The sequence below is a fragment of the Mycolicibacterium arseniciresistens genome (genome assembly GCF_030519285.1).
In the GTDB taxonomy this organism is placed as follows: domain Bacteria; phylum Actinomycetota; class Actinomycetes; order Mycobacteriales; family Mycobacteriaceae; genus Mycobacterium; species Mycobacterium arseniciresistens.
This window is the reverse complement of record NZ_JAUMSQ010000125.1, coordinates 1-23,914: the sequence shown is the minus strand read 5'-3', so window position 1 is coordinate 23,914 and position 23,914 is coordinate 1. Positions and strand designations below refer to the sequence as shown.

Genomic DNA, 23,914 nt, shown 5'->3' with positions numbered 1-23,914 from the left:
CCAGCCCGAGCCGCTGGCGCTGGCCGAGTGACAGGCCGACGCCGTCGCGGCCGACCACGGTCTGCGCCCCCGCGGGCAGGTCGGCGAGCACGGCGTCGAATCCTGTTGCACGGCACACCTCGTCGAGATTCACCAGCGGGCCGAACAGCTCGAGGTTGTCAGCCACCGTGCCGGGTACCACCACCGGGCGGTGGTCCAGCCAGGACACCTGCGCCCACCAGGCGGGTAGGTCGAGGTCGGCGACGTCGATGCCGCCGACGCGGACCCGCCCCGATGCCGGAGCGGCCAGCCCCAGGATGGTGTGCAGGGTGGTGCTCTTCCCGCATCCGTTCGGTCCGGTCAGCACGGTGACCGCACCGGGGGTGATCTCCGCCGCCAGCGCCTCGACGGTGATGGTGGCGCCTGCCGCGTGCACCCGGGCGCTGCCGCTGGGTGGTGCGGGCTGGTCGAGCAGCGCGAAAGCCCGCTCGGCGGCGGCCTTTCCGTCCTGGGCGGCGTGGAACTCCACGCCGACGCGGCGCAGCGGCCAGAACACCTCCGGTGCCAGCAGCAACGCGGTGAGCCCCGCGGACAAAGTCAGCTCGCCGTACACCAGCCGCAGACCGACACCCACCGCCACCAGGGCCACGCCCAGGGTGGCGATCAGTTCCAGCACCAGCGCGGACAGGAACGCGATCCGCAGCGTGGCCATCGCCGAACGGCGGTGCGCGGCCGACAGTTCGGCGATGCGCCCGGCGGCGCCGTCGGCCCGTCCCAGCGCGCGTAGCGTCGGGATGCCTGCGATGAGGTCGAGCAGGCGGGATTGCAGGGTGGTCAACGCGGCCAGCGAGGCGGCCGACCGGTCGCGGGTCAGCAGCCCGATCAGCACCATGAACACCGGGATGAGCGGCAGGGCGATCAGCACGATCAGCGCCGAGCGCCAGTCGTAGACGGCGATGGCCAGCGCCGCGGCCGGGGTGAGGACCGCCGCGAGCAGCACGGCGGGCAGGTAGGCGGTGAAGAACGGTCTCAGCCCGTCGAGTCCGCGGCTGACCACAACCGCCGCGGCATCCCGGTCGGCGGCGAGCCTGCGGGGCGGTGCCGTCGTCACCGCGCGCAGCACCCGGCCGGACAGGTCCGCGATCAGCGCGGTCGCTCCGCGCTGCGACAACCGGCCCTGCGCCCACTGGGCGGCGACGCGCACGGCGTAGAGCAGGGCCAGCACGAGGAGCGCGGGAGTCCACCGCGCCAGGCCGCCCGAGCCGGGGTCGGTGACGATGCCTGCCACCACGTGGGCGAGCAGCACCGCCGACGCGATGGTGGCGGCGGCGATCACCACACCGCACGCCACCGAGGCGAGGACGTGGCGGCGCACCGCGGGCGAGGCGGTGAGGGCCCGGGGGAGGCTCAGCGGCTCCGCCATGACAGTCCTGTCGGCTCGGGGATGCGTTCGGCCGAGATGCGTTGCCGGAACACCCAGTACGTCCAGCCCTGGTAGACCATGACCAGTGGCGCCAGGATCACCGCGGCCCACGTCAGGATCTTCAGCGTGTACGGCGACGACGACGCGTTGTCGACGGTCAGGCTCCAGGCCGGGTCGAGCGTGGACGGGATGAGGTCGGGGTACAGCGAGGCGAACAGCAGCACCACGACCGCCGCGACCGCGGTGGTGGTGTGCACGAACGCCCAGCCGTCACCCGAGCCGCTCCAGATGCGGGTCATCGCGGCCAGCAGCGCGACCGCGGCCGCGGCGAGCACCAGCCAGGTCCAGGTCTTCCCGTACGCCAGCTGGGTCCACAGCCCGAAAGCGGCGACCACCACGGTCACCGGCACCGAGAGCCGCGTCGCCACCCGCAGCGCATCGCTGCGCACTGCGCCCTCGGTCTTCAGTGTGATGAAGACGGCGCCGTGCAGCAGGAACAGGCCACCGGTGGCCAGCCCGCCCAGAAGTGGGTAGCCGAGCAGGTCGCCCACGGTGAGGCCGACCTGTTTGTCCGCGTCGACCGGCAGGCCCCGCACCAGCGCGGCGAACACGACGCCCCACAGCACGGCGGGCACCCAGGAGCCGGCGGCGATGGCGAGGTCGGCGCGCGACCGCCAGCGGGGATCGTCGATCTTGCCCCGCCATTCGATCGCGACGACGCGAAGGATCATCGAGCACAGGATCAGCAGCAGCGGCAGGTAGAGCCCGGAGAACATGGTGGCGTACATGTCGGGGAAGGCGGCGAACATCGCACCGGCGGCGGTGATCAGCCAGACCTCGTTGCCGTCCCACACCGGTCCGATCGTGTTGAGCACCGCACGCCTGCGCTTCTCGACCGCGTCGGCACCCGACTCGGCGCCCATCCGGCCGATCAACCCCATCAGCATGCCGACGCCGAAGTCGAAGCCCTCCAGCACCAGGAAGCCGAGGAACAGCAGGGCCAGCAGCACGAACCAGATGTCAGCCACGGTGCCTCCTCCTCAGTACGCGAACGACAGCGGGGCGACGTCGTCGTCCCCGGGCGGTGTGGGCGGGGCCGGTTCGGCGTCGTGTTCCTTCGGACCCGCTACGACGTAACGGCGCAGCAGCCCGAACCAGATCACCGCGAGCACGCCGTAGAGCAGCGTCAGGGTCACCAGTGAGGTGACCACCATGCCGGTGGCATGACCGGACACCCCGTCGGCCACGGTGAGCCGGATGGCGGGGTCGCCGGTGGGGTTGGGCACCACCACCCACGGCTGCCTGCCCATCTCGGTGAACACCCAGCCCGCACTGTTGGCCAGGAACGGCGTGGGGATGGTCAGCAGCGCGAAGCGGGAGAACCAGGCCCGGTCGGTGGTGCGGCCGCCGCGGGTCAGCCACAGCGCCACGAGGGCGAACAGCGCGGGGACCGCGAGCAGTCCGATCATCGCCCGGAAGGACCAGTAGGTGACGAACAGGTTGGGCCGGTAGTCACCGGGCCCATAGGTGGCCTCGTACCGCTGCTGCAGGTCCTCGACGCCCTCGAGGTGCACGCCGTCGAACCGGCCCTCCGCCAGGAACGGCAGCACGTAGGGCACCTCGATGACGTGCACCACGCTGTCGCAGTTGTTGTGCGTGCCCACGGTGAGGACCGAGAAGTCGGGGTCGGTCTCGCTGTGGCACAACGACTCCGCCGACGCCATCTTCATCGGCTGCTGGTCGAACATCAGCTTGCCCTGGACGTCGCCGGTCCATGCGAGCGCACCCGCCGAGACCAGCGTGACGACGCAGCCGAGCAGCATCGCCGGACGGAACATGCCGGGTGCCGGGGTGTCGGGCTTGTCCGCGCGGTGTGCCCGCACCATCCACCACGCGCAGACGCACGCGACGAAGGCGCCTGCGGTCAGGAAGGACCCGGCGACCGCGTGCGAGAACGCCGCCACCGCGGTGTTGTTGGTGAGCAACCCGACGATGCTGGTGAGCTCGGCGCGTCCGGTGTCGGGGTTGAAGCGTGCGCCGACGGGGTGCTGCATCCAGGAGTTCGCGGCGATGATGAAGAACGCCGACGCGTTGACCGCCAGGGCGACGATCCAGATGCACGCCAGGTGCACCAGGCGGGGTAGCCGGGTCCAGCCGAAGATCCACAGGCCGATGAAGGTCGATTCGAAGAAGAACGCCGCAAGACCCTCCATCGCCAGCGGCGCACCGAACACGTCGCCGACGAAGCGGGAGTACTCGCTCCAGTTCATCCCGAACTGGAACTCCTGGACGATGCCGGTGGCGACGCCGATCGCGAAGTTGATCAGGAACAGCTTGCCGAAGAACCGGGTCAGCCGGTACCAGGCGGGGTTGTCGGTGACCAGCCACAGCGTCTGCATGAGCGCCACCAGCGGGGCCAGGCCGATGGTCAGCGGGACGAAGATGAAGTGGTAGACGGTGGTGATCCCGAACTGCCACCGTGACACATCGAGCGCGTCCATCCGACCCTCTTCCGTGGGCTGTGAGACCAGCCTACGACAGGGCTACGACAAGTTGTAGTAGATCCTCTGTGGGTTAGCTCACCGCGGGGCCGGCGCCCGCCGCCGGGCCGCCCGCAGGGCCGGCGAGCCGGGACTCCTTGCGGATCCGCAGTGCCGTCACGATCTCCACGACACCCAGTACGACGAGGATGATGCCGGTCACCTGGGTCACGGCCACCAGGCCCTCGAGCGGGGCGGCGAACATGATGATGCCCGCCACGATCCCGAGCGCGCCGACGACGATCTCCCAGACCCGGCCCGGCAGGGTGTTGTCCGCAATCGCCGACATCAGCGTGGCCACGCCGCGGAAGATGAAGCCGACGCCGATCCAGATGGCCAGCAGGTCGATCGAGTTCTGCAGGTTGATGAAGCACAGCACGGCAAGCACGAGTGCGGCTGCGCCACTGATGAACAGCAGCGCCCGCCCACCCAGCGACGACCGCACGCTGAAGGCCATAACCAGCTGCGACACACCGGTCACCAGCAAGTAGGCGCCGAAGAAGATCGCGGTCACCAGGATCGCCGCACCCGGCCGCACGAACACCAGGACGCCAAGGATCAGCGCCGCGACGCCGGTGAACAGCGCCGCTTTCCACAGATGCGGCAACATGGTTGGGGCAGTGGTGGTTTCCATGCGCGAAGTGTGGCACAAAGCCGCCTGGCCAGGGCGGATTTGGTAGTACGGCTGTGGCGGAGGTTCGCGGTCGTTAATGTTCCGTTACCGGCGCTGCGCGCCGGGTCCACGGTCGTTATCGTCGTCGGTTCGGGACGACCAGACGACCCGAGCTAGGAGAAAGAGGCAATCGTGTTAGCTGAATGTCGCACCCGGCGAGGCAAGCTGTGGCGCATCGCAACGGTGCTCGCCGCCAGCGGCGCGCTGGCCCTGTCCGGCTGCGTCGACAACTCCGAGTCGTCGGGGTCGGGTTCGGAGACCACCGCCGCCACGGCCACGAAGGTCGACGAGATCGCCAACTCCGTGCCCGAGGCCATCAAGTCGACCGGCAAGCTGGTCGTCGGCACTGATCCGACCTACCCGCCGAACGAGTTCAAGGACGCCAGCGGCCAGGTGATCGGATTCGACGTCGAGCTGATGAACGCGATCGCGGCCACCCTCGGACTCACCGCCGAGTACCGGCAGTCGGCTTTCGACAAGATCATCCCGTCCGTGCAGGGCGGCACGTACAACGTCGGCATGTCGTCGTTCACCGATTCTAAGGAGCGCGAGCAGCAGGTCGACTTCGTCACCTACTTCGAGGCGGGCTCGGCGTGGGCGCAGCGTGCGGGTGCGGGCATCAACCCCGAGGACGCGTGCGGCAAGCGGGTCGCCGTGCAGACGGCCACTGTGCAGGACACCGACGAGATGCCCATGCGCACCCAGAAGTGCATCGCCGAGGGCAAGCCCGCGATCAACGTGGTGAAGTTCGACGACCAGACGGCGGCCACCACCGCGGTCCGGCTGGGGCAGGCCGACGCGATGTCGGCCGACTCGCCGGTCACGGCGTACGCCATCAAGCAGAGCGAGGGCAAGCTCGAGGCCGCCGGTGAGGTGTTCGACTCCGCGCCCTACGGATGGGCGGTCCAGAAGGGCTCACCGCTCGCCGAGCCGCTGAAGAAGGCGCTGGAGCACCTCATCGAGTCGGGCACCTACGAGCAGGTCGCCAAGAACTGGGGCGCCGAACAGGGGATGATCGACAAGCCGGTCATCAACGGCGCGATCAGCTGAGTCGCCGATGACCGACGCATCGCCGCCGCCCGCCATCAACGCTGTCCCACTGAGACATCCGTGGCGGTGGGTGGCGGCGGTCGTCATCCTCGCGCTGTTGGGGTTGTTCATCTACGGCGCCGCCACCAACGAGGCGTACGGCTGGGACACGTACGTCAAATATCTTTTCGATCAACGCATCTCGGAAGCGGCCTTCAACACGCTTCAGCTGACCATCCTGGCGATGGTGCTGGCGCTCACCCTCGGTGTGCTGCTGGCAGTGATGCGCCTGTCACCCAACCCGGTGCTCAAAGCGGTGTCCTGGGGCTACCTGTGGATCTTCCGCGGCACACCGGTGTACGTCCAGCTGGTGCTCTGGGGTCTGGTGCCGACGATCTACGCCAACATCCAGTTCGGCGTCCCGTTCGGTCCGTCGCTGTTCCACCTGAACCTGCAGGCGCTGTCGGTCGGCTTCATGCTGGCCGTCATCGGCCTGGGGCTCAACGAGGCCGCGTACATGGCCGAGATCATCCGGGCCGGCATCAGTTCGGTCCCCGAGGGGCAGTCGGAAGCCTCGATAGCGCTCGGCATGTCGTGGGGGATGACTGTCCGGCGCACCGTGCTCCCGCAGGCGATGCGGGTGATCATCCCGCCGACCGGCAACGAGTTCATCAGCATGCTCAAGACGGCGTCGCTGGTCACTGCTGTGCCGTACAGCTTCGAGCTGTACGGCCGGGCCAGGGACATCGGGGTGGAGTTGTTCCAGCCCATCCCGCTGCTGCTGGTCGCCTCGACGTGGTACCTGGCGGTCACCAGTGTGCTGATGCTCGGCCAGTACTATCTCGAGCGGTACTTCGCCCGCGGCGCGTCGAGGAAGCTGACCACCAAGCAGCTCGATGTGCTGGCGAAAGCGCAGACGGGAGAAGCGCACCTATGACACCGATGGTCAAGGCCGAGAACGTCTGCAAGAGCTTCGGCGCCCTGCACGTGCTCAAGGGCGTCACACTCGACGTCGGCAAGGGCGAGGTGCTGTGCATCGTCGGACCGTCTGGGTCGGGTAAGTCGACCTTCCTGAGGTGCGTCAATCACCTCGAGGTGGTCAACGCCGGCCGCCTCTACGTCGACGGGGAACTGGTGGGCTACCGCGAGCGCGGCGGCAAGCTCTACGAGCTGCCGGCCCGGGAGGCCGCCCGGCAGCGGCGCGACGTCGGGATGGTGTTTCAGCACTTCAACCTGTTCCCGCACCGCACGGCACTCGGAAACGTCGTCGAGGCGCCGATCCGGGTCAAGGGGGTGAAGAAGGAGGAAGCGGTAGCCCGCGGGCGGGACCTTCTCGAGCAGGTCGGGCTGGCGGACAAGGCGACCGCGTACCCCGCACAGTTGTCCGGCGGGCAGCAGCAGCGCGTCGCGATCGCCCGTGCGCTGGCGATGAATCCGAAACTGATGCTGTTCGACGAGCCGACGTCGGCGCTCGACCCCGAACTCGTCGGCGAGGTGCTCGCGGTGATGAAGAAGCTGGCCGGTGAGGGGATGACCATGCTGGTCGTCACCCACGAGATGGGCTTCGCCCGGGAGGTCGCCGACAAGCTCGTGTTCATGGACGGCGGGGTGATCGTCGAGAGCGGTGATCCCCGCGAGATGATGAGCAACCCGCAACACGACCGCACGAAGGCGTTCCTGTCCAAGGTGATGTAGGTGGCTGCGGCCCTCACGGCAGATCCGCGACAGGACCCCACCACCCCGCTGTGGCGGGCGGCGCAGGTGTTCCGCCTGCTGAGTTGCCTGTACGCGTTGGGCTTTCACATCGCGATCACCGACGACCTGCAGCGGCCGGTCACCGGCTGGGTGCTGTTCGGCGTCCTCATCGCGTGGAGCGCGGCGTGCGCGGTGGCCTACCTGGCGGGTTTCGGGCGCCGGGCGGCATGGGTGGTGGCCGAGGTGGTGATCGCCGTCGCGCTGATGCTGTCGACGGAGTTCGTCGCCTCCGATCAATGGGTGCAGGACAACCAGTCCTGGCCCACCACACTGTGGGTCACCAACGCGGTGATCTCGGCGGCGATCCTGCGCGGCCCGCTCACCGGGATGGCGACGGGGCTGCTGGTGATGGCCGCGTACGCCGGGCTGAAGGGTTACGTCAGCATCAATCTCGGCCGCAATGCGACGGTGGTCATCGAGTTGGCGGTCGGGCTGGCGGTCGGGATGGCGGCGCAGACGGCCCGGCGCGCGCATGCCGAACTGCAGCGGGCGACCCGGCTGGCCGCCGCGCTCGAGGAGCGTGAACGGCTGTCGCGGCAGGTGCACGACGGCGCGATCCAGGTCCTCGCGCTGGTGTCCCGGCGCGGACGCGAGATCGGCGGAGCAACAGCGGAACTCGCCGAACTGGCCGGAGAGCAGGAGCGCGCGCTGCGGCGGCTGATGAGTGCAGGCCCTGCGGCGCCGGAGGTCGGTGCGGTGACCGATGTCGGCGCGGAACTGCGCCGCAGGGCGTCCGACCGGGTGTCGGTGAGCCTGCCCGCCGATCCCGTGCTGCTCGACGCCGCCGTCGCCGCCGAACTGTCGGCGGCGGTGGCCAATGCGCTCGACAACGTCGCCGCCCATGCCGGCCCCGACGCCCACGCCTACGTCCTCGTCGAGGACCTGGGCGACACCGTGACGGTGAGTGTGCGCGACGACGGACCCGGGATCGCGACCGGGCGGCTGGCGGAGGCCAGGGCCGAGGGTCGGCTCGGGGTCGCCACCTCGATCGTCGGGCGGATGGAATGGCTCGGAGGCAGCGCGGTGCTGCACACCGAACCCGGCGGCGGAACGGAATGGGAATTGACTGTGCCGCGCCGGGAAGGGGCTACGGGAGGGCACGATGGCTGAGCAGGATCCGCCGACGACCGTGATGGTGGTCGACGATCACCCGATCTGGCGCGACGCGGTGGCCCGCGATCTGGCCGAGGACGGCTTCGACGTGGTCGCCACAGCCGACGGCGTGGCGTCGGCCAAGCGGCGGGCCGCCGTCGTGCAACCGCGGGTGGTGCTGATGGACATGCGACTCGGCGACGGCGACGGCGCCCAGGCCACCGCCGAGGTGCTCACCGTGTCGCCCGACTCCCGGATCCTGGTGTTGTCGGCCTCCGACGAGCGCGACGACGTGCTGGAGGCGGTCAAGGCCGGCGCCACCGGATATCTGGTCAAGAGCGCGTCGAAGACCGAGCTCGGTGCGGCCGTGCGGGCCACCGCCGAAGGCCGGGCGGTGTTCACGCCGGGCCTGGCCGGACTGGTGCTGGGGGAGTACCGCAAGATCGCCCAGCGGCCCGCGGACGGCCCGGCGACGCCGAGCCTGACCGAACGGGAGACCGAGGTGCTTCGCTACGTCGCGAAAGGGTTGTCCGCCAAGCAGATCGCGAGCCGGCTGTCCCTGAGTCACCGCACGGTGGAGAACCACGTGCAGGCGACGTTCCGCAAACTCCAGGTGGCCAACCGGGTCGAACTGGCGCGTTACGCGATCGAACACGGCCTCGACGAGTAGCCGGATCGGGTAGTCCTACTCATCCGCGGGCGGTGGTCGCGTTGCGACGATGGCGCCATGACCGAACCGCATCGCGCCGTGATCGCCCGGCTGTCGGCGGAGTTCGCCGCGTTGTCCCAGCAGCTGGTGCGGGTGTCGGGCGAACTGGGTGAGCTGGACCGGCTGCTGGCCGCCGGGAATCCCGCTCTGCAGCAGGCGCCCGCGCCGTCGCCGACGCCGTACTACGCGCCGTTCTACGCCCCGCAATACGGGCCGCCGACCGCGTCACCCCCGCCTCCACCGCTGCCGCCGCCACCGCCACCGCCACCGCCGCCGCCGGTACGGATGCCGGCGCCCAAGGCGCCGCGGACCTCCCCGTCGGAAGGCTGGATCGGCAAGGTGCTCGCGGTCGCCGGTGTCGCGGTGACGTTGATCGGTGTGGTGCTGCTGCTGGTGCTGGCCGCCCAGGCCGGGGTGCTGAGACCCGAGTTCCGGGTGGCCGCGGGCGCGGTGCTGGCGGGCGTGCTGGTCGCGGTGTCGACGCGGCTGATGTCGCGGCCCGGCGGGCGCGTCGGAGCGATCGCACTGGCCGCCACCGGGGTGGCCGCCGCGTACATCGATCTGATCGCCGTCACCACCGTCTACGGCTGGGTGCCCGCACCCGCCGGCCTCCTGCTCGGCGCCGCCGTCGGCGCCGCGGGCCTGACCCTGGCCCGGCGGTGGGATTCCGAGCACCTCGCGGTGCTGGTGCTGATACCGCTGATCGGGTTGGCGCCGGTGGTCACCGACGGCATCACGCTGCTCCTCGTCGGCTTCATGTTGTCGCTGTCGGCCGCTGCGCTGCTGGTGCAGCTGGGCAGGGACTGGCTCTGGCTGCACGCCGCCCGCACCGCGGCGGTGACGTTGCCACTGCTGATCGCGCTCGTCGCGGCCGGAATCGGCTCCCGCCACGATCTCTGGCTCGCAGGCGCCTGCGGCATCGCCGCACTGCTGGCACTCGCCGGGGCCCTGCTGGTGCTGCCGGGCACCGCCAGCCGGGGGATGCTGGCGCTGCTGGCGAGCGCGGGCGTGTTGCCCGTGCTCTGCGTGCCATTGGCGGTGGACCGGACGCTCGCCGCGCTGATGATCGGTGCGCTGGCCGCGGCCCTGCTGGCCATCGTCGCGATCGGCGACCGGCTGCCCGGCGTGCCCGGTGTGGTGCGGCGGATCTGGTCGGCGCTGTCGGCGGTCAGCACCCTGATCGCCGTCAACGTCGCGTTCGACGGTGAGGTGGCGGCTCCCCTGCTGCTCGCGATGGCACTCGTGGTGGCCGTCCACTCCTGCACCGCATCCCGCGGCGCCGACGGGGCACGCTGGATCGCGATCGCCTTCGCTGTCGTCGGATCCGCGCTCTACCTGAGCTATGCGCCGCCGAGTCTGCTGGTCACCGCGACCGAGTCGAGCACCCCGGACGCGGTGTCCATCCTGGCCGCCAGCGTCCTGCTGATCGGTGCCGCGGCGGCGATCGGGTGGTCGTGGGCCCGCCGCGCCGGGATCGACGCGGACGTGCTGCGGCTGCTCTGCCTGTCGGCGGCGGCGGTGTCCGGGTATGCCGTCACGACGTTCGCGGTCACCGCAGGCGTGCTGGTCGGAGGCACCGGGGGCGGCTTCTTCGCCGGACACATGGCCGCGACGATCCTCTGGATCGTCGTCGCGGCCGTGTTGCTCCGCTTCGCGGCACGCAGGCCCAAGGCGCAGCGATCACTGCCGATCGGCGGGGGACTGGCACTGGTGGTGGCCGCCATGGCGAAACTGTTCCTGTTCGACCTCGGCACGCTGGACGGCATCTTCCGCGTCGCGGTCTTCATCGTCACCGGCCTCGTGCTGCTCGGCATGGGCGCGGGATATGCGCGGCTGCTCGCACAGCAGGATCAGCAGGGTGTGATGTGACTCACCACCTTAACTGGATTCATTCCAGAAAAGGCAACGTTGTATCGATCATGACGACAACGACAGTGAAGACGGCGGCACGCCGCACCGAAGCAGAAATCCAGGGCTTTGTGGCCTCCACCGAACTGAGCGCCAACCTGCAGCGGGTCCTCGTCGACCTCGTCGAACTCCATCTGCAGGGCAAGCAGGCGCACTGGAACGTCGTGGGCACCAACTTCCGCGACCTGCACCTGCAGCTCGACGAACTGGTCGACTTCGTGCGCGAGGGCAGCGACACCATCGCCGAGCGGATGCGCGCACTCGACGCGGTGCCGGACGGCCGGTCGGACACCGTGGCGGCGACCACCACGCTGCCGGAGTTCCCGGCCTACGAGCACAGCACCGCCGAGGTGGTGGACTTCATCACCGCCAGGATCTACGCCACGGTCGGCACCCTGCGCACCGTCCACGACGCGGTCGACGCCGAGGATCCCAGCACCGCCGACATCCTGCACGGCCTGATCGACGGACTCGAGAAGCTGGCCTGGCTGATCAAGTCGGAGAACCGCAAGGTCTAGCCGACACCACAGGCGGGTACACCTGCGGCGTGACTGTGACAAGAGACATCGCCGCGTCACGCCGACAGGTGTGGGACGTACTGGCCGACGGATGGACCTACTCGCAGTGGGTGGTGGGCAACAGCCGGATGCGGGCGGTCGACCCGAATTGGCCCGGACCCGGCAGCAGGATCCACCACTCCATCGGGGTGTGGCCGGCCGTCCTCGATGACGAGACCGTCGTGGAGAAGGCCGTTCCGACCCAGGAACTCGTTCTGCATGCCAAGGGCAGGCCCTTCGGCGGCGCCCGGGTGATCCTGAAGCTGTCCGACACTCCTGACGGCTGCAGGGTGCAGATGGAGGAGTATCCGATCAGCGGGCTCGGCAAGCTGATGCCCGACAAGCTGTCCGACATGGCGGCCTGGCCGCGCAACCGGGAATCGTTGCGCCGGTTGGCCTTCATTGCCGAGCGCCGGGCGTCAGCCGAGGGGTGACGTCATGGTCGGCGCGGTCACCTCGACCGCGCCGCGGACGGCCTCGTCGTCGCGTCGGCCAGTCAGGTACCAGGTGCGCATCACGCCCTTGCCCTTGACGTCGACGTCGCCGCGCTCCTCGAATTCGAACGCGTGGCGGATGCGTTCGTAGACCTGGTGGGGCACCTGTATCCGGCCCTCGACATCGGTGCTCTCCATCCGTGACGCGATGTTGACGGCGTCGCCCCACACGTCGTAGAAGAATTTCCGCGCGCCCACCACACCGGCCACCACCGGCCCCGCCGCCAGCCCGATCCGCAGTGGCACGGCCCGCCCGCCCGGGTCGGTGAGGTCGGCCACCGCGTCGGCCATGTCGAGCGCCAGGCAGGCCAGTGCCTCGACGTGGTCGGGCCGCTCCCGTGGCACCCCGCTGACCACCATGTACGAGTCGCCGCTGGTCTTGACCTTCTCCAGGCCGTGCCGGTCGACGAGTGCGTCGAGGTCGGTGTAGAGCCGGTCGAGGAATCGCACCAGATCGGTCGGCGAGGTGTCACTGGCCCGCTTGGTGTAGCCGGCGATATCGGCGAACAGGATCGATGCGTCGTCGTACTTGTCGGCGATGATCGTGTGCGTCGGATCCTTGAGCCGCGCCGCGATGCTCGCGGGCAGGATGTTGGCGAGCAGCTTCTCCGACCTCTGGTACTCCGACTCCATGGCGGCCTCGGCCCGGTCGATCTCGCGCAGCGCGAACCACACCGTCGCGAACACCATCACCGTCGAGAAGACGGCGGAGGAGATGAAGCCGACGGTCAAGGTCCACGCGGGTGCGATCCCACGGTCGTCGGGCACGGTCAGCTCGAGCGTGATGGTGCCCGCCACGCCCAACGTGACCAGGATCGCCGACAGCACCAGCCGCTCGGTTCCGAGCACCAGCACCACCAGCGAGGCCGACACCAGGAAGTAGAACTGCAGGCCGGAGTCGGTGCCGATGGAGAAGCAGATGAATCCGATCGACAGGTACGAGAAGACGAAAAACGTCAGCGGTGCGATCAGCGCGCCGAACCGGTACAGCACCGGGATCAGCAGGAAGACCCCCGCGGACGCCAGATTCAGCCAGCCGAGCGCCTCGAACTTGCCCGCGAACGTGAGCTGGAACAGCCCGAACAGGCCCGACACCGCGGCGGCGATGTACGTCGCGATGGTGAGCACCCGCAACCGGCTGAGCACACTCTGCGCGTAGTGCTGGGTGCGGGCGGGCATGCGGTGGTCGCGGGCCACGTCGGGCATGCAGATCGCCCGCCGGAACTCGCTGATCGCCACGGTCGAAGCGTATCGCCGCAGGAGACGCGGGTTGGTGCCCTCGGTGAGATTCGAACTCACACTGGACGGGTTTTGAATCCGTTTCCTCTGCCAGTTGGGATACGAGGGCCTGGCGGCCTACCACGATAGAGGATGGCCCCGAGGTCGCTGATCGCGTGGGTAACCGCCACAATGTGAGCCATGACGGCATCCCACACCGGGCCCCCATCGGGCGCAGCGCCAGCACGCCGGGTTCTCATCGCCGAGGACGAGGCGCTCATCCGAATGGACCTGGCGGAGATGCTGCGCGAGGAGGGCTACGAGATCGTCGGCGAGGCCGGTGACGGGCAGGAAGCCGTCGAGCTTGCCGAGCGCCTCAACCCCGACCTGGTGATCATGGACGTCAAGATGCCGCGCCGGGACGGCATCGACGCGGCGTCGGAGATCGCGGGCAAGCGGATCGCCCCGATCGTCATCCTCACCGCATTCAGCCAGCGCGACCTGGTCGAGCGGGCCCGCGACGCCGGTGCGATGGCCTATCTGGTGAAACCCTTCAACGCCTCCGATCTGATCCCGGCGATCGAGGTGGCGGTCAGCCGGTTCAGTGAGATCAGCGCGCTGGAATCCGAGGTCGCGTCGCTGTCGGAGCGGCTGGAGACCCGGAAGCTCGTCGAGCGGGCGAAGGGCCTGCTGCAGTCCAAGCAGGGGATGACCGAACCCGAGGCGTTCAAGTGGATCCAGCGTGCGGCCATGGACCGCCGGACCACCATGAAACGCGTCGCCGAGGTGGTTCTGGAGACGCTCGACGAGCCCGACGGCGGGCCCGCGGCAGGCCAGCCGCCGCGGCACACGTAAACACTGCGTTTCCGTATCCGTCGTTCGGCGCGGTCACCAGGCGTCGATCGCGGCACGCATTTCCCAACACGACGCACCACGGCCATGTGGCGGCTATGTTCTTTCCCGAAACGACGTACTTTTTCCGATCCGACGTATGCCCGTTCCATGCTCTGCCCCGAATTGCCCTTCTACCGGGAGGTGACACGTGCGCCGTAGCGCGACACGGAGTGCTTTCGCTCTGACCACTGCAGGCCTGCTCGTCCTCGGCATCGCCGGCTGCTCCGAGCAGTCCGCGCCCGAACAGGAGGGCGGCGGCCAATCGAACCTGAAGATCGTCGAACAGGTGCAGATCGACCAGGCCGGCGCCGAGGTGCCTGCGGGCAACACGGGCACGCCGGCCGATCCGGCCGGTGACGGCCAGGCCCGCTGCGAGCCGGTGTCGATCGCCATGGCCGGTGCGCTCACCGGTCCCGACGCGGCGCTCGGCATCAACATCGAGCGCGGAGCGCGGCTGGCCATCGACAAGCACAACGCCGCCAACCCCAACTGCCAGGTGAACCTGCAGACCTTCGACACCCAGGGCAACGAGCAGACCGCCAGCGGCATCGCGCCGCGCATCATCAACGACGCGTCGATCCGGGCTCTCATCGGGCCTGCGTTCTCCGGCGAGACCGAGGCCACCGGCAAGCAGTTCAGCGATGCCGGGCTGGTCGCCACCACGGCCTCGGCGACCCGCGTGTCGCTCTCCGAGAACGGCTGGCGCACCTTCTTCCGCGGCCTCGCCAACGACGGAGTGCAGGGGCCGGCGGTCGCGAACTACCTGAAGAACAACCTGAAGTACTCGAAGGTCTGCGTCATCGACGACAGCACGGCCTACGGCACGGGCCTGGCGGAGACGTTGCGCACCACCCTCGGGCCCGCCGCCGACGCCGGCTGCAGCGGCCAGATCAAGAAGGGCGAGAAAGACTTCTCGGCCACGGTGAACAAGGTCAGCGGCGCCTCGCCCGATGCGATCTTCTTCAGCGGCTACTACTCCGAGGCCGCACCGTTGGTGCAGCAGCTGCGCGACGGCGGCGTGACCGCGACGTTCGTCTCGGCCGACGGCACCAAGGACCAGCAGTTCGTCGACCAGGCGGGCGATTCCTCCAAGGATGCGCTGCTGTCCTGCCCGTGCGGACCCGCCCCGGCTGAGTTCGCCAAGGAGTACACCGAGAAGTTCGACGCCGAGCCAGGCACGTACAGCACCGAGGGCTACGACCTGGCGACGATCCTGCTCAAGGGCATCGACGCAGGCAAGGTCGCCCGCCCGGATCTGCTGGAGCACGTCCGCACGTACAACGCCCCCGGCGTGGCGCGCAACTACCAGTGGACGCCCAACGGTGAGCTCACCACGAACCTGATCTGGATCTACAAGGTCCAGTCGTAGTCGCACGGTGACGACGGGACGCGCCCGGACCGAAAGGCTCGGGCGCGTTCCCGTTTTGCGAACCCGTCGAACAGACCTGAAAAGGAGCTCCCGCGCAGGATGATTCACGACTGCCTGGCCCAGTGCGTGATGACCGCGGCCGACATCAACTTCGATGTCGACGCGCTCCGGAGTGGCTTCCTCGGCCTCACCATCGACGGGTTGTCCTGGGGGGCGATCTACGCGCTCGTCGCGGTGGGCTACACGCTGGTGTTCGGCGTGCTGAGGCTGATCAACTTCGCCCACTCCGAGATCTTCATGCTCGGCATGTTCGGCGCCTACTTCGCACTCGACATGGTCCTCGGCTTCCGCCCGAGCGGCAACGCCTACGCGGTCGGGTTCGTCAGCACCATCTTCTATCTCATCGTCGCCGCGGTGTTCGCGATGCTGGTGTCCGGCGGCGCCGCGGTCGGCCTGGAAGCGGTCGCGTACCGGCCGCTGCGAAAACGCAATGCGCGGCCGTTGACGTTCCTCATCACCGCGATCGGGATGTCGTTCATCCTCCAGCAGTTCGTGCTGTTCATCCTGCCGCGGATCATCCCGGGCTACGGCGGCCCGAACGCACAGCAGCCGATCCGCCTGGTGGAACCCGAGATCCAGTTCAGGATCTTCGGCGCGCCCGTCACCAACATCACGCTCATCATCGTGATCGCCGCCATGGCGTTCGCGCTGCTGGCCGACACCGCCATCAACCGCACCAAGTTCGGCCGCGGGATCCGCGCCGTCGCACAGGATCCCACCACCGCGACGCTGATGGGGGTGTCGCGCGAGCGGGTGATCATGCTGACCTTCCTGATCGGCGGCCTGCTGGCCGGCGTGGCCGCGCTGCTGTACACGCTCAAGGTGCCGCAGGCGATCGTGTTCTACGGGGGATTCGTGCTCGGCATCAAGGCATTCGCGGCGGCGGTGCTCGGCGGGATCGGCAATCTGCGCGGTGCGCTGCTCGGCGGGCTGCTGCTCGGCGTGATCGAGAACTACGGCCAGGCGCTGTTCGGCACGCAGTGGCGCGACGTCATCGCGTTCGGTCTGCTGGTGCTCGTGCTGCTGATCCGGCCGACGGGCATACTCGGTGAGAGCCTGGGGAAGGCACGCGCATGACCGCCCCGACGACCGAGAAGTCGAGCACGTTGCTCGCCCCCGGCGACGCGCTGCGCCGAAGGTGGGACGATCTGCCGCGGCCCGCGAAGTGGGTGGCAGGCGTCTTCCTCTTCGGGTTCCTGGCGCTGCTGCCGCTGTTCCCGCCGCCGTTCCTCGACACGCCCGGCACCAGCCTGGGGGTGACGATGGCGCAGTTCGTGATGATCGCGCTGATCGCCGTCGGCCTCAACGTGGTCGTCGGCCAGGCTGGGTTGCTCGACCTCGGCTACGTCGGCTTCTACGCCGTCGGCGCCTACACCGTCGCCCTGCTGACCAGCCCGTCGAGCCCGTGGAACCTGATGGGCTGGAACGCCTTCTTCAACTCCGACTGGGCGTGGTTGTCGTGCGTGCCGCTGGCGATGGCGTTCACCGCGCTGTCGGGCCTGATCCTGGGCACGCCGACCCTGCGGCTGCGTGGCGACTACCTCGCGATCGTGACACTGGGCTTCGGCGAGATCATCCGCCTGGTCGCCGACAACCTGCAGAGCGTGACCAACGGCCCACGCGGGCTCGGCGGCCTGGCATACCCCCACGTCGGTGAGCACCCCGGGTTCCCCGGGTACTTCTCCAGCGGGAACACCGCCGCCAACACCAACTCCGGCACCTGGTGGTTCTGGCTGGGCCTGATCCTGCTCGCGGCGGTGCTGCTGCTGGTGGGGAACCTGGAACGAAGCCGGGTGGGCCGGGCGTGGGTGGCGATCCGCGAGGACGAGGACGCCGCAGAGGTGATGGGCGTCAACGCCTTCAAGTTCAAACTGTGGGCCTTCGTCATCGGCGCAGGCATCGGCGGCCTGTCCGGGGCGCTCTATGCCGGCCAGGTCCAGTTCGTCTCGCCGATGAGCTTCAACATCATCAACTCGATGCTCTTCCTGTGCGCGGTGGTGCTCGGCGGGTCCGGCAACAAGCTCGGGGTCGTGTTCGGCGCGTTCGTCATCGTGTACCTGCCGAACCGGCTGATGGGCGTGGAGTTCCTGGGCGTCAACATGGACCAGCTGAAGTTCCTGTTCTTCGGACTCGCGCTGGTGGTGCTGATGATCTTCCGCCCCGAGGGGCTGTTCCCGGTGCGCCAGCAGTTGCTGGCCTACAGCAGGGCGGCCAAACGGCTGTTGCGGTCCACCGACAAGACGGAGGCGACGCCGTGACCGAACCCGCCGCCGGCGACGGCACGCTGATCGACGAGGATCTCGCTGCACTGCACCGCGAGATCAGCGTCGACGAGGGCGAGGCGCTGCTGAAGGTGCAGGACCTCACGGTCCGGTTCGGCGGGCTGGTCGCGCTCGACGCGGTGAACTTCGACATCCGGCGCGGCGAGATCCTCGGCCTCATCGGGCCCAACGGCGCGGGTAAGACCACCTGCTTCAACGCCATCACCGGCGTGTACCGCCCCAGTGCGGGAACGGTGACGTTCGACGGCGCACCGCTGGGCCGGATCAAGCGGCACCAGATCACCCGCCGCGGCATCGCCCGCACCTTCCAGAACATCCGGCTCTTCGGTGAGATGACCGCGCTGGAGAACGTCGTCGTCGGCACCGACGCCCGGCACAAGACGTCGGTGCCCGGGGCGTTGATCCGGTCACCGCGGCACCGCAGGGAGGAGCGCGACGCCGTGGAACGCGCGGCCGCACTGCTGCAGTTCGTCGGCATCGCCGCGCGCGGTGAGGAGAAGGCGAAGAACCTGCCCTACGGTGATCAGCGCCGGCTGGAGATCGCCCGCGCACTGGCCACCGAGCCGAAGTTGCTGTGCCTCGACGAACCCGCCGCCGGGTTCAACCCGGGCGAGAAGTCGGCGCTGATCGAGCTGATCCAGAAGATCAGGGACGACGGCTACACCGTGCTGCTGATCGAACACGACATGCGGCTGGTCATGGGTGTCACCGACCGCATCGTGGTGCTCGAGTTCGGCCGCAAGATCGCCGACGGCCTACCGGCCGAGATCCGTGAGAACCCTGCGGTGATCGCCGCCTACCTGGGGGTGCCCGATGACGAGCTCGAATAGCGGCGACCCGATCCTCGAGCTGCGCGACGTCGCCGTCCACTACGGCAGGATCCAGGCGCTGCACGGCATCTCGCTGACCGTGCGGGAGGGTGAACTGGTCACACTGCTCGGCAGCAACGGAGCGGGCAAGACCACCACGATGCGGGCCATCTCGGGCCTGCGCCCGCTCAGCTCCGGCTCGGTGTGGTTCGAGGGCCGCGACATCTCGCGGGTCAAGGCGCACAAGCGGGTCGGCCACGGACTCATCCAGGCGCCGGAGGGCCGCGGCGTGTTCCCCGGAATGACGGTCACCGAGAACCTCGAGATGGGTTGCTACGGACGCAAATTCCCCAACCGGGCGGCCCATCGCGAACGGCTGGACTGGGTGTTCGAAACCTTTCCCCGGCTGGGGGAGCGGCGCGACCAGGTGGGCGGCACGCTCTCCGGAGGTGAGCAGCAGATGCTCGCGATCGGCCGGGCCCTGATGGCGCGACCGCGGGTGCTGCTGCTCGACGAGCCGTCGATGGGTCTGGCGCCGATGGTGATCTCGCAGATCTTCGGCATCATCGCCCAGATCAACTCCGAGGGCACCACCGTGCTGCTCGTCGAGCAGAACGCCCAGCAGGCGCTGAGCCGCTCGAACCGGGCCTACATCCTGGAGACCGGGGAGATCACCCGGGAGGGCAAGGCGCGCGATCTGCTCCACGACGACGCGGTGCGGGCCGCCTACCTCGGCGTCGCCTGAAACCGGCGGAGCCACGCCCGCACACCCTAAGGTGTGGTAAGCGTAGGGGCTCGTCGGTGGTGAGCGGGGGGAAGTGAGTGCGGCGTGACTGAGCCGGGGGTGCGGCGGTCGCGTCGCCGGGTGACCGTGCTGGCCGCGGTCGCCTTGGCGGGGCTGCTGGTCGCAGGCGTGGTGGCTGCGGTGCGGCTGCAACCGACCCGTTTCGCGTTGGTCCCCAGGGCCGAGATCGGCATGGACGGCGCCGTTCTCGAGAGGCCGGATCCGGCGCCGGATGCGGTGGACCCGGCCGGTGACGGCAAGGCCGTGTGCGCGCTGGTGTCCATCGCCGTCGCGGGGCCGCTGACCACCGCTCGCGCGCCGACGGGGACGGGCGTCCGCGACGGGGTGCGGTTGGCCGTCGACGACCACAACGACGCCAACCCCGGCTGCCAGGTGCAGCTCAAGGAACTCGACACCGACGGCGCCGACCCGATGCCGCCGGGCGCGGGGTTGCAGATCGTCGACGACGTCTACACGATCGGGATGATCGGCCCCGCGTCGTCCGAGATCAGCGACGAGTTGCGAGACGCCCTGGCCCGCAGCGGCCTGGTCACCGTCGCCGCGTCGGCAGGCACCCACACCGCCCCGGCGGGTGGCCGCGCCGCCTTCTTCCGGGGGATCGCCGGGCTGACCGCGCAGGGCAGCGCCGTGGCGCGCTACCTGACGGGTCCTGCGAACTACCGCAGGGTCTGCGTCGCGGACGACGGGACGCCGCACGGTTCGGGTCTCGCGCAGGCGGTGACCACCGCGCTGAACCCGTCACTCGTCAGCTGCGACGGACCACAGACGTTGCGAGACAACGACATCGACGCCATCGCCGAATCGATCGGCACGGCCGCGCCGGACGCCGTGTACTTCGGTGGTTCTGCGGCGCAGGCGGGCGAATTGTTGCAACGGCTCCGCGAGCGCGGCGTCGGCGCGGCGCTGCTCTCGGCCGCTGAGGCCGACGGTGAGGCGTTGTTCGGCTATGTCGGCGAAGACCCCGACGGAGTGTCGGTCGCGCTGCCCTACGGCCCCGACCCGGGCTGGTTCTCCGACGACTTCGCGGCCAAGTTCGACAGTGCGCCAGGCGATCTCACCGCCGTCGGATACGACCTGGCGACCATCATGCTGCGCGGCATCGACGCCGGCATGCTGACCCGCCCGCAGATGGCCGAATGGATCCGCGGCTACGACGGCCAGGGCGTGGCGCACCGCTACCGCTGGGCGGCCGACGGCGAACTGACCGAGCCGACGGTCTGGCTCTACGACGTCGAGAAGCGCTGAGCCGCAGGGCCGTCAGCGGGCCACGATCACCGACGAGCCGTGGCCGAACAGACCCTGATTCGCCGTCACGCCGACCGTCGCACCCTCGACCTGCCGTCCGGTGGCCTGGCCCTTGAGCTGCCAGGTGAGTTCGCAGACCTGCGCGATCGCCTGGGCGGGAATGGCTTCGCCGAAGCAGGCCAGTCCGCCCGACGGATTGACCGGGATCCGTCCGCCGATCGCCGTCGCGCCGCTGCGCAACAGCTGCTCGGCCTCACCCTTCGGGCACAGGCCCAGGTGTTCGTACCAGTCCAGTTCCAGTGCGGTGGACAGGTCGTACACCTCGGCGACGCTGAGGTCCTCCGGCCCGATGCCGGCCTCGGCGTAGGCCGCGTCGAGGATCTGGTCCTTGAACACGCGGTCGGGCGCGGGCACCACCGCGGTGGAGTCGGTGGCGATGTCGGGGAGTTCCGGCAGGTGCTGCGGGTAGCGCGGGGTCACCGTGGACACCGCCCGCACCGAGGGCACTCCCTCGGTGGAACCGAGGTGCTTCTCGGTGAACGCCTTGCTCGCCACGATCAGGGCCGCCGCGCCGTCAGAGGTGGCGCAGATGTCGAGCAGCCGCAACGGATCGGAGACCACCGGGCTGGCCAACACGTCTTCGATCGAGTTCTCCTTGCGGAAACGGGCATTCGGGTTCTCCAGCCCGTGCCTGGCGTTCTTCACCTTCACCGACGCGAAATCCTCGAGCGTGGCGCCGTAGAGGTCCATTCGCCGGCGCGCCAGCATCGCGAAGTACACGGGGTTGGTGGCGCCGATCAGGTGGAAGCGCTGCCAGTCGGGGTCGTTGCGGCGTTCGCCGCCCACCGGCGCGAAGAAGCCCTTGGGGGTGGTGTCCGCACCGATCACCAGGGCGACGTCGCAGAACCCCGCCAGGATCTGGGCGCGCGCGCTCTGCAGGGCCTGAGATCCGCTGGCGCAGGCCGCGTAGCTCGACGACACCGGCACGCCGTTCCAGCCGAGCTTCTGGGCGAAGGTCGCACCCGACACGAAGCCGGGATAGCCGTTACGGATCGTGTCGGCGCCGGCGACCAGCTGGATCTGCGTCCAGTCCAGTCCCGACTCGGCGAGCGCGGCACGGGCGGCGACCACGCCGTACTCGGTGAAGTCGCGGCCCCATTTGCCCCAGGGGTGCATGCCGGCGCCGAGGATGTAGAGCGGCTCGGGTGCTGTTGCTGGGCTCATCAGGCGATCCTCCAGGCGTGGACGATGCGTTCGACGCCGTCGTCGTCGGTGTAGAGCGGCATGGTCGTCAGTTCCATCTGCATGCCCACCCGCAGATCGGCGGCGAGCGTGCCGTCGACCACCTTGCCGAGCACGATCAGGCCTTCGTCGGCCAGTTCGACCGCGGCCACGGCGAACGGCTCGAATGGATCCGGCGACGGATACGGCGGCGGTGGGGCGTACCGGTTCTCGGTGTAGCTCCACAGCGTGCCGCGCCGCGACAGCGGCACCTGGGCCAGGTCGTCGCCGTCGCAGCCGGGGTTGGGGCAGTTACCGGAACGGGGCGGGAACACATAGGTGCCGCACTGGTGGCACTTGCCGCCGAGCAGATAGGGAGTTCCGGACCCGTCGGTGGCGAACCAGCCGTCGACGGCCGGTTGCGTTGCTGCTTCTGACACGCGGTCAGCGTACCGACCGACCGGGCAGAACTGAAACGTGTTCCAGTTTGATCATCGCTGCGAAGTCGGGATCGGTAGCGGCGGCTCCGCTGTGGACTCGTACCGCACCGGACATTCGTCTCGGACAGCAGCGTCGGAGACCCGGGAGAGATGCGGAGACATCATGGGACTGTTCACGAAGGCCAAGCAAGCGGCACAGCAGGCGGGCACCGTGTACGTGCGCGGCGCAGGACCGGTCGACCCGGCCCTGTTCGGTGGGCCGTCGACCCGCCCGGTCGCCGTGGACGACGCGATCTGGCAGCCGATCAACGGCTTCTCTCTGCAGGACTATGCGGACCTCGCCCGCCAGGCGCAGGCCCGCGGCGTCACCGACGAGGCCGGCATGATCGCCATCGCCCAGGAGAACGGCTTCGAGCCGGCCGACACGAAGGCGGCACTCGACGGCTGGGTGCGGCGGATGGGCGAGTCGATGGCGGTGGGGCAGCGGTTCCGCACGCTGCTCGGTTACTGACTTCCGGCGTCGAGCAGGATGCGCAGTACGTCGTCCGGCTTGTCCCGCATCAGGTTGTGCTTGCCGTCGAGCTCGTGGACGTTCCAGGAGTCGTCGTCGCGGACCCGTTCGTAGGACGACCGCAGCGGCGAGTCGCCGGGCCAGTCGAGGGCGTAGACGAAGTCGCGACGACGGAACCGGCCGAGGTCGCCGGTGAGCCGGATCCGCTGCAGGAAGGACGCCAGCGGGTGTGCGGTGGCGCGCGGGTCGAAGAACGGCATCGGCGGCACCCCGTAGCCCGTGTCGTCGACGTCGAGGTACCACTCGCGTTCTTCGTCGTTGACCAGGTGCCAACAGGATTCGCCGTCGCGGGGCACCAGCGCGTCGAGGTACACCAGCGCGTCGACCCGGTCCGGGATGCGGTCGGCGACACCGGTGATCACCATGCCGCCGTAGCTGTGGCCGACGAGCACGAGGTCGTCGGCGTCGGTGTCGGCGCCCAGCGCCGTGACGACGTCGGTCACGTGGGTGTCGAGGTTGACTCCGGCGTGAGCCAGGTGGGCGCGTTCGGCGACACCGGTGAGGGTGTAGCCCAGCACCCGGTGGCCGCGTCCGCGCAGGGCATCGGTCAGGTCGTCGAAGCACCAGGCGCCGTGGCAGGCGCCAGGGATCAGCACGTAGGTGGTCATACTTCAACGGTGCGTGAGGAGCTGCTATAAGTCCAATACCAATGTGTGCATCAAACTATAATCAACGCTTATGGAGCTCCGTCAGCTCGAATACTTCGTCGCGGTGGCCGAGGAGGCCAACTTCACCCGGGCGGCCGCACGGGTGCACGTCGCCCAGCCCGCGGTGAGCGCCCAGATCGCCCGCCTCGAGCGCGAACTGGGTCAGCCGCTGTTCGACCGCACCCGCCGGGCGG

At 69.2% G+C, this 23,914-nt stretch carries 25 protein-coding genes and 1 tRNA gene; 17 read left to right on the top strand and 9 right to left on the bottom strand.

Going from position 1 to position 23,914, the window contains the following annotated elements:
- The 4 genes from Q2100_RS16760 to Q2100_RS16745 form a co-directional block, all read right to left on the bottom strand.
- Positions 1-1,354: ABC transporter ATP-binding protein/permease (locus Q2100_RS16760; RefSeq protein ID WP_302914994.1), on the bottom strand; the 1,354-nt coding region annotated here is incomplete at its 3' end.
- A 32-nt stretch (positions 1,355-1,386) separates the two neighbouring features.
- A complete protein-coding gene (cydB, locus tag Q2100_RS16755; RefSeq protein WP_302914991.1) occupies positions 1,387-2,430 on the bottom strand; it encodes a cytochrome d ubiquinol oxidase subunit II in 1,044 nt (347 codons plus the stop codon).
- Positions 2,431-2,442: 12 nt separating this feature from the next.
- Positions 2,443-3,903: a cytochrome ubiquinol oxidase subunit I gene (locus Q2100_RS16750; protein WP_302914990.1), complete on the bottom strand. Its 1,461-nt coding sequence runs from the start codon at positions 3,901-3,903 to the stop codon at positions 2,443-2,445.
- 73 nt (positions 3,904-3,976) lie between these two features.
- The gene (locus tag Q2100_RS16745; RefSeq protein ID WP_302914989.1) at positions 3,977-4,576 is read right to left on the bottom strand and encodes an HdeD family acid-resistance protein; all 600 of its coding nucleotides are present in this window, start codon (positions 4,574-4,576) and stop codon (positions 3,977-3,979) included.
- A gap of 171 nt (positions 4,577-4,747) precedes the next feature.
- Here Q2100_RS16745 and Q2100_RS16740 point away from each other — a divergent pair, with 171 nt between their 5' ends.
- The 8 genes from Q2100_RS16740 to Q2100_RS16705 are packed head-to-tail and all read left to right on the top strand — an operon-like array spanning position 4,748 to position 12,099.
- Positions 4,748-5,665 (top strand): ABC transporter substrate-binding protein, encoded by a 918-nt coding sequence (locus Q2100_RS16740; RefSeq protein ID WP_264015222.1) that lies wholly within the window; start codon positions 4,748-4,750, stop codon positions 5,663-5,665.
- A 7-nt stretch (positions 5,666-5,672) separates the two neighbouring features.
- Positions 5,673-6,581: an amino acid ABC transporter permease gene (locus Q2100_RS16735; RefSeq protein ID WP_264015223.1), complete on the top strand. Its 909-nt coding sequence runs from the start codon at positions 5,673-5,675 to the stop codon at positions 6,579-6,581.
- Between the two features lie 5 nt (positions 6,582-6,586).
- A complete protein-coding gene (locus tag Q2100_RS16730; protein ID WP_264015252.1) occupies positions 6,587-7,339 on the top strand; it encodes an amino acid ABC transporter ATP-binding protein in 753 nt (250 codons plus the stop codon).
- Positions 7,340-8,509: a MacS family sensor histidine kinase gene (macS, locus tag Q2100_RS16725; RefSeq protein WP_302914988.1), complete on the top strand. Its 1,170-nt coding sequence runs from the start codon at positions 7,340-7,342 to the stop codon at positions 8,507-8,509.
- Positions 8,502-9,161: a LuxR C-terminal-related transcriptional regulator gene (locus Q2100_RS16720; RefSeq protein ID WP_302914987.1), complete on the top strand. Its 660-nt coding sequence runs from the start codon at positions 8,502-8,504 to the stop codon at positions 9,159-9,161. The genes macS and Q2100_RS16720 overlap by 8 nt, the downstream gene beginning before the upstream one ends.
- A gap of 57 nt (positions 9,162-9,218) precedes the next feature.
- Positions 9,219-11,069 carry a DUF2339 domain-containing protein gene (locus Q2100_RS16715; RefSeq protein WP_302914986.1) on the top strand — a complete coding sequence of 617 codons (1,851 nt, stop codon included), beginning with the start codon at positions 9,219-9,221 and terminating at the stop codon, positions 11,067-11,069.
- Between the two features lie 50 nt (positions 11,070-11,119).
- The gene (locus Q2100_RS16710; RefSeq protein ID WP_302914985.1) at positions 11,120-11,626 is read left to right on the top strand and encodes a Dps family protein; all 507 of its coding nucleotides are present in this window, start codon (positions 11,120-11,122) and stop codon (positions 11,624-11,626) included.
- Positions 11,627-11,655: 29 nt separating this feature from the next.
- Positions 11,656-12,099 (top strand): SRPBCC family protein, encoded by a 444-nt coding sequence (locus Q2100_RS16705; RefSeq protein WP_302914984.1) that lies wholly within the window; start codon positions 11,656-11,658, stop codon positions 12,097-12,099.
- Here Q2100_RS16705 and Q2100_RS16700 read toward each other — a convergent pair.
- Positions 12,085-13,398 (bottom strand): adenylate/guanylate cyclase domain-containing protein, encoded by a 1,314-nt coding sequence (locus Q2100_RS16700; RefSeq protein WP_407667639.1) that lies wholly within the window; start codon positions 13,396-13,398, stop codon positions 12,085-12,087. The two genes, Q2100_RS16705 and Q2100_RS16700, sit on opposite strands and share 15 nt — an antisense overlap.
- A 32-nt stretch (positions 13,399-13,430) precedes the next feature.
- Positions 13,431-13,507: transfer RNA gene (locus tag Q2100_RS16695), tRNA-Leu, on the bottom strand.
- A 71-nt stretch (positions 13,508-13,578) separates the two neighbouring features.
- On the opposite strand from Q2100_RS16695, the gene Q2100_RS16690 reads away from it, so the two are divergent.
- The 7 genes from Q2100_RS16690 to Q2100_RS16660 all read left to right on the top strand — a co-directional run bounded on the left by Q2100_RS16690 (position 13,579) and on the right by Q2100_RS16660 (position 20,841).
- Positions 13,579-14,232, top strand: coding sequence for a two-component system response regulator PdtaR (locus Q2100_RS16690; RefSeq protein WP_302914983.1), 654 nt, complete (start codon positions 13,579-13,581; stop codon positions 14,230-14,232).
- Positions 14,233-14,419: 187 nt separating this feature from the next.
- Positions 14,420-15,640, top strand: a complete 1,221-nt coding sequence (locus Q2100_RS16685; protein ID WP_264015236.1) for a branched-chain amino acid ABC transporter substrate-binding protein — start codon at positions 14,420-14,422, stop codon at positions 15,638-15,640.
- A 99-nt stretch (positions 15,641-15,739) separates the two neighbouring features.
- Positions 15,740-16,777 (top strand): branched-chain amino acid ABC transporter permease, encoded by a 1,038-nt coding sequence (locus Q2100_RS16680; protein ID WP_302914982.1) that lies wholly within the window; start codon positions 15,740-15,742, stop codon positions 16,775-16,777.
- Positions 16,774-17,958 carry a branched-chain amino acid ABC transporter permease gene (locus tag Q2100_RS16675; protein WP_302914981.1) on the top strand — a complete coding sequence of 395 codons (1,185 nt, stop codon included), beginning with the start codon at positions 16,774-16,776 and terminating at the stop codon, positions 17,956-17,958. The genes Q2100_RS16680 and Q2100_RS16675 overlap by 4 nt, the downstream gene beginning before the upstream one ends.
- Complete coding sequence (locus tag Q2100_RS16670; RefSeq protein WP_372503800.1) at positions 17,955-18,812, top strand: ABC transporter ATP-binding protein; 858 nt, start codon at positions 17,955-17,957, stop codon at positions 18,810-18,812. The genes Q2100_RS16675 and Q2100_RS16670 overlap by 4 nt, the downstream gene beginning before the upstream one ends.
- Positions 18,796-19,536, top strand: a complete 741-nt coding sequence (locus tag Q2100_RS16665) for an ABC transporter ATP-binding protein (RefSeq protein WP_264015239.1) — start codon at positions 18,796-18,798, stop codon at positions 19,534-19,536. The genes Q2100_RS16670 and Q2100_RS16665 overlap by 17 nt, the downstream gene beginning before the upstream one ends.
- 84 nt (positions 19,537-19,620) lie before the next feature.
- A complete protein-coding gene (locus Q2100_RS16660; protein WP_302914980.1) occupies positions 19,621-20,841 on the top strand; it encodes a branched-chain amino acid ABC transporter substrate-binding protein in 1,221 nt (406 codons plus the stop codon).
- Between the two features lie 12 nt (positions 20,842-20,853).
- On the opposite strand, the gene Q2100_RS16655 is transcribed toward Q2100_RS16660, so the two are convergent.
- Positions 20,854-22,065 (bottom strand): lipid-transfer protein, encoded by a 1,212-nt coding sequence (locus tag Q2100_RS16655; RefSeq protein WP_302914979.1) that lies wholly within the window; start codon positions 22,063-22,065, stop codon positions 20,854-20,856.
- Entirely contained in the window at positions 22,065-22,502 is a 438-nt protein-coding gene (locus Q2100_RS16650) for a Zn-ribbon domain-containing OB-fold protein (RefSeq protein ID WP_264015242.1), read from the bottom strand. Before Q2100_RS16650 ends, Q2100_RS16655 begins: the two co-directional genes overlap by 1 nt.
- 163 nt (positions 22,503-22,665) lie before the next feature.
- On the opposite strand from Q2100_RS16650, the gene Q2100_RS16645 reads away from it, so the two are divergent.
- Positions 22,666-23,013 carry a hypothetical protein gene (locus tag Q2100_RS16645; protein ID WP_269894402.1) on the top strand — a complete coding sequence of 116 codons (348 nt, stop codon included), beginning with the start codon at positions 22,666-22,668 and terminating at the stop codon, positions 23,011-23,013.
- Here Q2100_RS16645 and Q2100_RS16640 read toward each other — a convergent pair.
- Positions 23,007-23,681 (bottom strand): alpha/beta fold hydrolase, encoded by a 675-nt coding sequence (locus Q2100_RS16640; protein ID WP_302914978.1) that lies wholly within the window; start codon positions 23,679-23,681, stop codon positions 23,007-23,009. The genes Q2100_RS16645 and Q2100_RS16640 overlap by 7 nt on opposite strands.
- 70 nt (positions 23,682-23,751) lie before the next feature.
- Between Q2100_RS16640 and Q2100_RS16635 the strand changes: the two genes are divergently transcribed.
- The coding region (locus Q2100_RS16635; protein WP_302914992.1) for a LysR family transcriptional regulator at positions 23,752-23,914 on the top strand (163 nt) is incomplete at its 3' end.

Coding starts and splice junctions, on each gene's coding strand:
- Q2100_RS16750 (WP_302914990.1), bottom strand. CDS start 3,903: ATGGACGCGCTCGATGTGTCACGGTGGCAGTTCGGGATCACCACCGTC.
- Q2100_RS16665 (WP_264015239.1), top strand. CDS start 18,796: ATGACGAGCTCGAATAGCGGCGACCCGATCCTCGAGCTGCGCGACGTC.
- Q2100_RS16680 (WP_302914982.1), top strand. CDS start 15,740: ATGATTCACGACTGCCTGGCCCAGTGCGTGATGACCGCGGCCGACATC.
- Q2100_RS16675 (WP_302914981.1), top strand. CDS start 16,774: ATGACCGCCCCGACGACCGAGAAGTCGAGCACGTTGCTCGCCCCCGGC.
- Q2100_RS16690 (WP_302914983.1), top strand. CDS start 13,579: ATGACGGCATCCCACACCGGGCCCCCATCGGGCGCAGCGCCAGCACGC.
- Q2100_RS16745 (WP_302914989.1), bottom strand. CDS start 4,576: ATGGAAACCACCACTGCCCCAACCATGTTGCCGCATCTGTGGAAAGCG.
- Q2100_RS16720 (WP_302914987.1), top strand. CDS start 8,502: ATGGCTGAGCAGGATCCGCCGACGACCGTGATGGTGGTCGACGATCAC.
- Q2100_RS16710 (WP_302914985.1), top strand. CDS start 11,120: ATGACGACAACGACAGTGAAGACGGCGGCACGCCGCACCGAAGCAGAA.
- Q2100_RS16640 (WP_302914978.1), bottom strand. CDS start 23,681: ATGACCACCTACGTGCTGATCCCTGGCGCCTGCCACGGCGCCTGGTGC.
- Q2100_RS16715 (WP_302914986.1), top strand. CDS start 9,219: ATGACCGAACCGCATCGCGCCGTGATCGCCCGGCTGTCGGCGGAGTTC.
- Q2100_RS16730 (WP_264015252.1), top strand. CDS start 6,587: ATGGTCAAGGCCGAGAACGTCTGCAAGAGCTTCGGCGCCCTGCACGTG.
- Q2100_RS16735 (WP_264015223.1), top strand. CDS start 5,673: ATGACCGACGCATCGCCGCCGCCCGCCATCAACGCTGTCCCACTGAGA.
- Q2100_RS16655 (WP_302914979.1), bottom strand. CDS start 22,065: ATGAGCCCAGCAACAGCACCCGAGCCGCTCTACATCCTCGGCGCCGGC.
- Q2100_RS16645 (WP_269894402.1), top strand. CDS start 22,666: ATGGGACTGTTCACGAAGGCCAAGCAAGCGGCACAGCAGGCGGGCACC.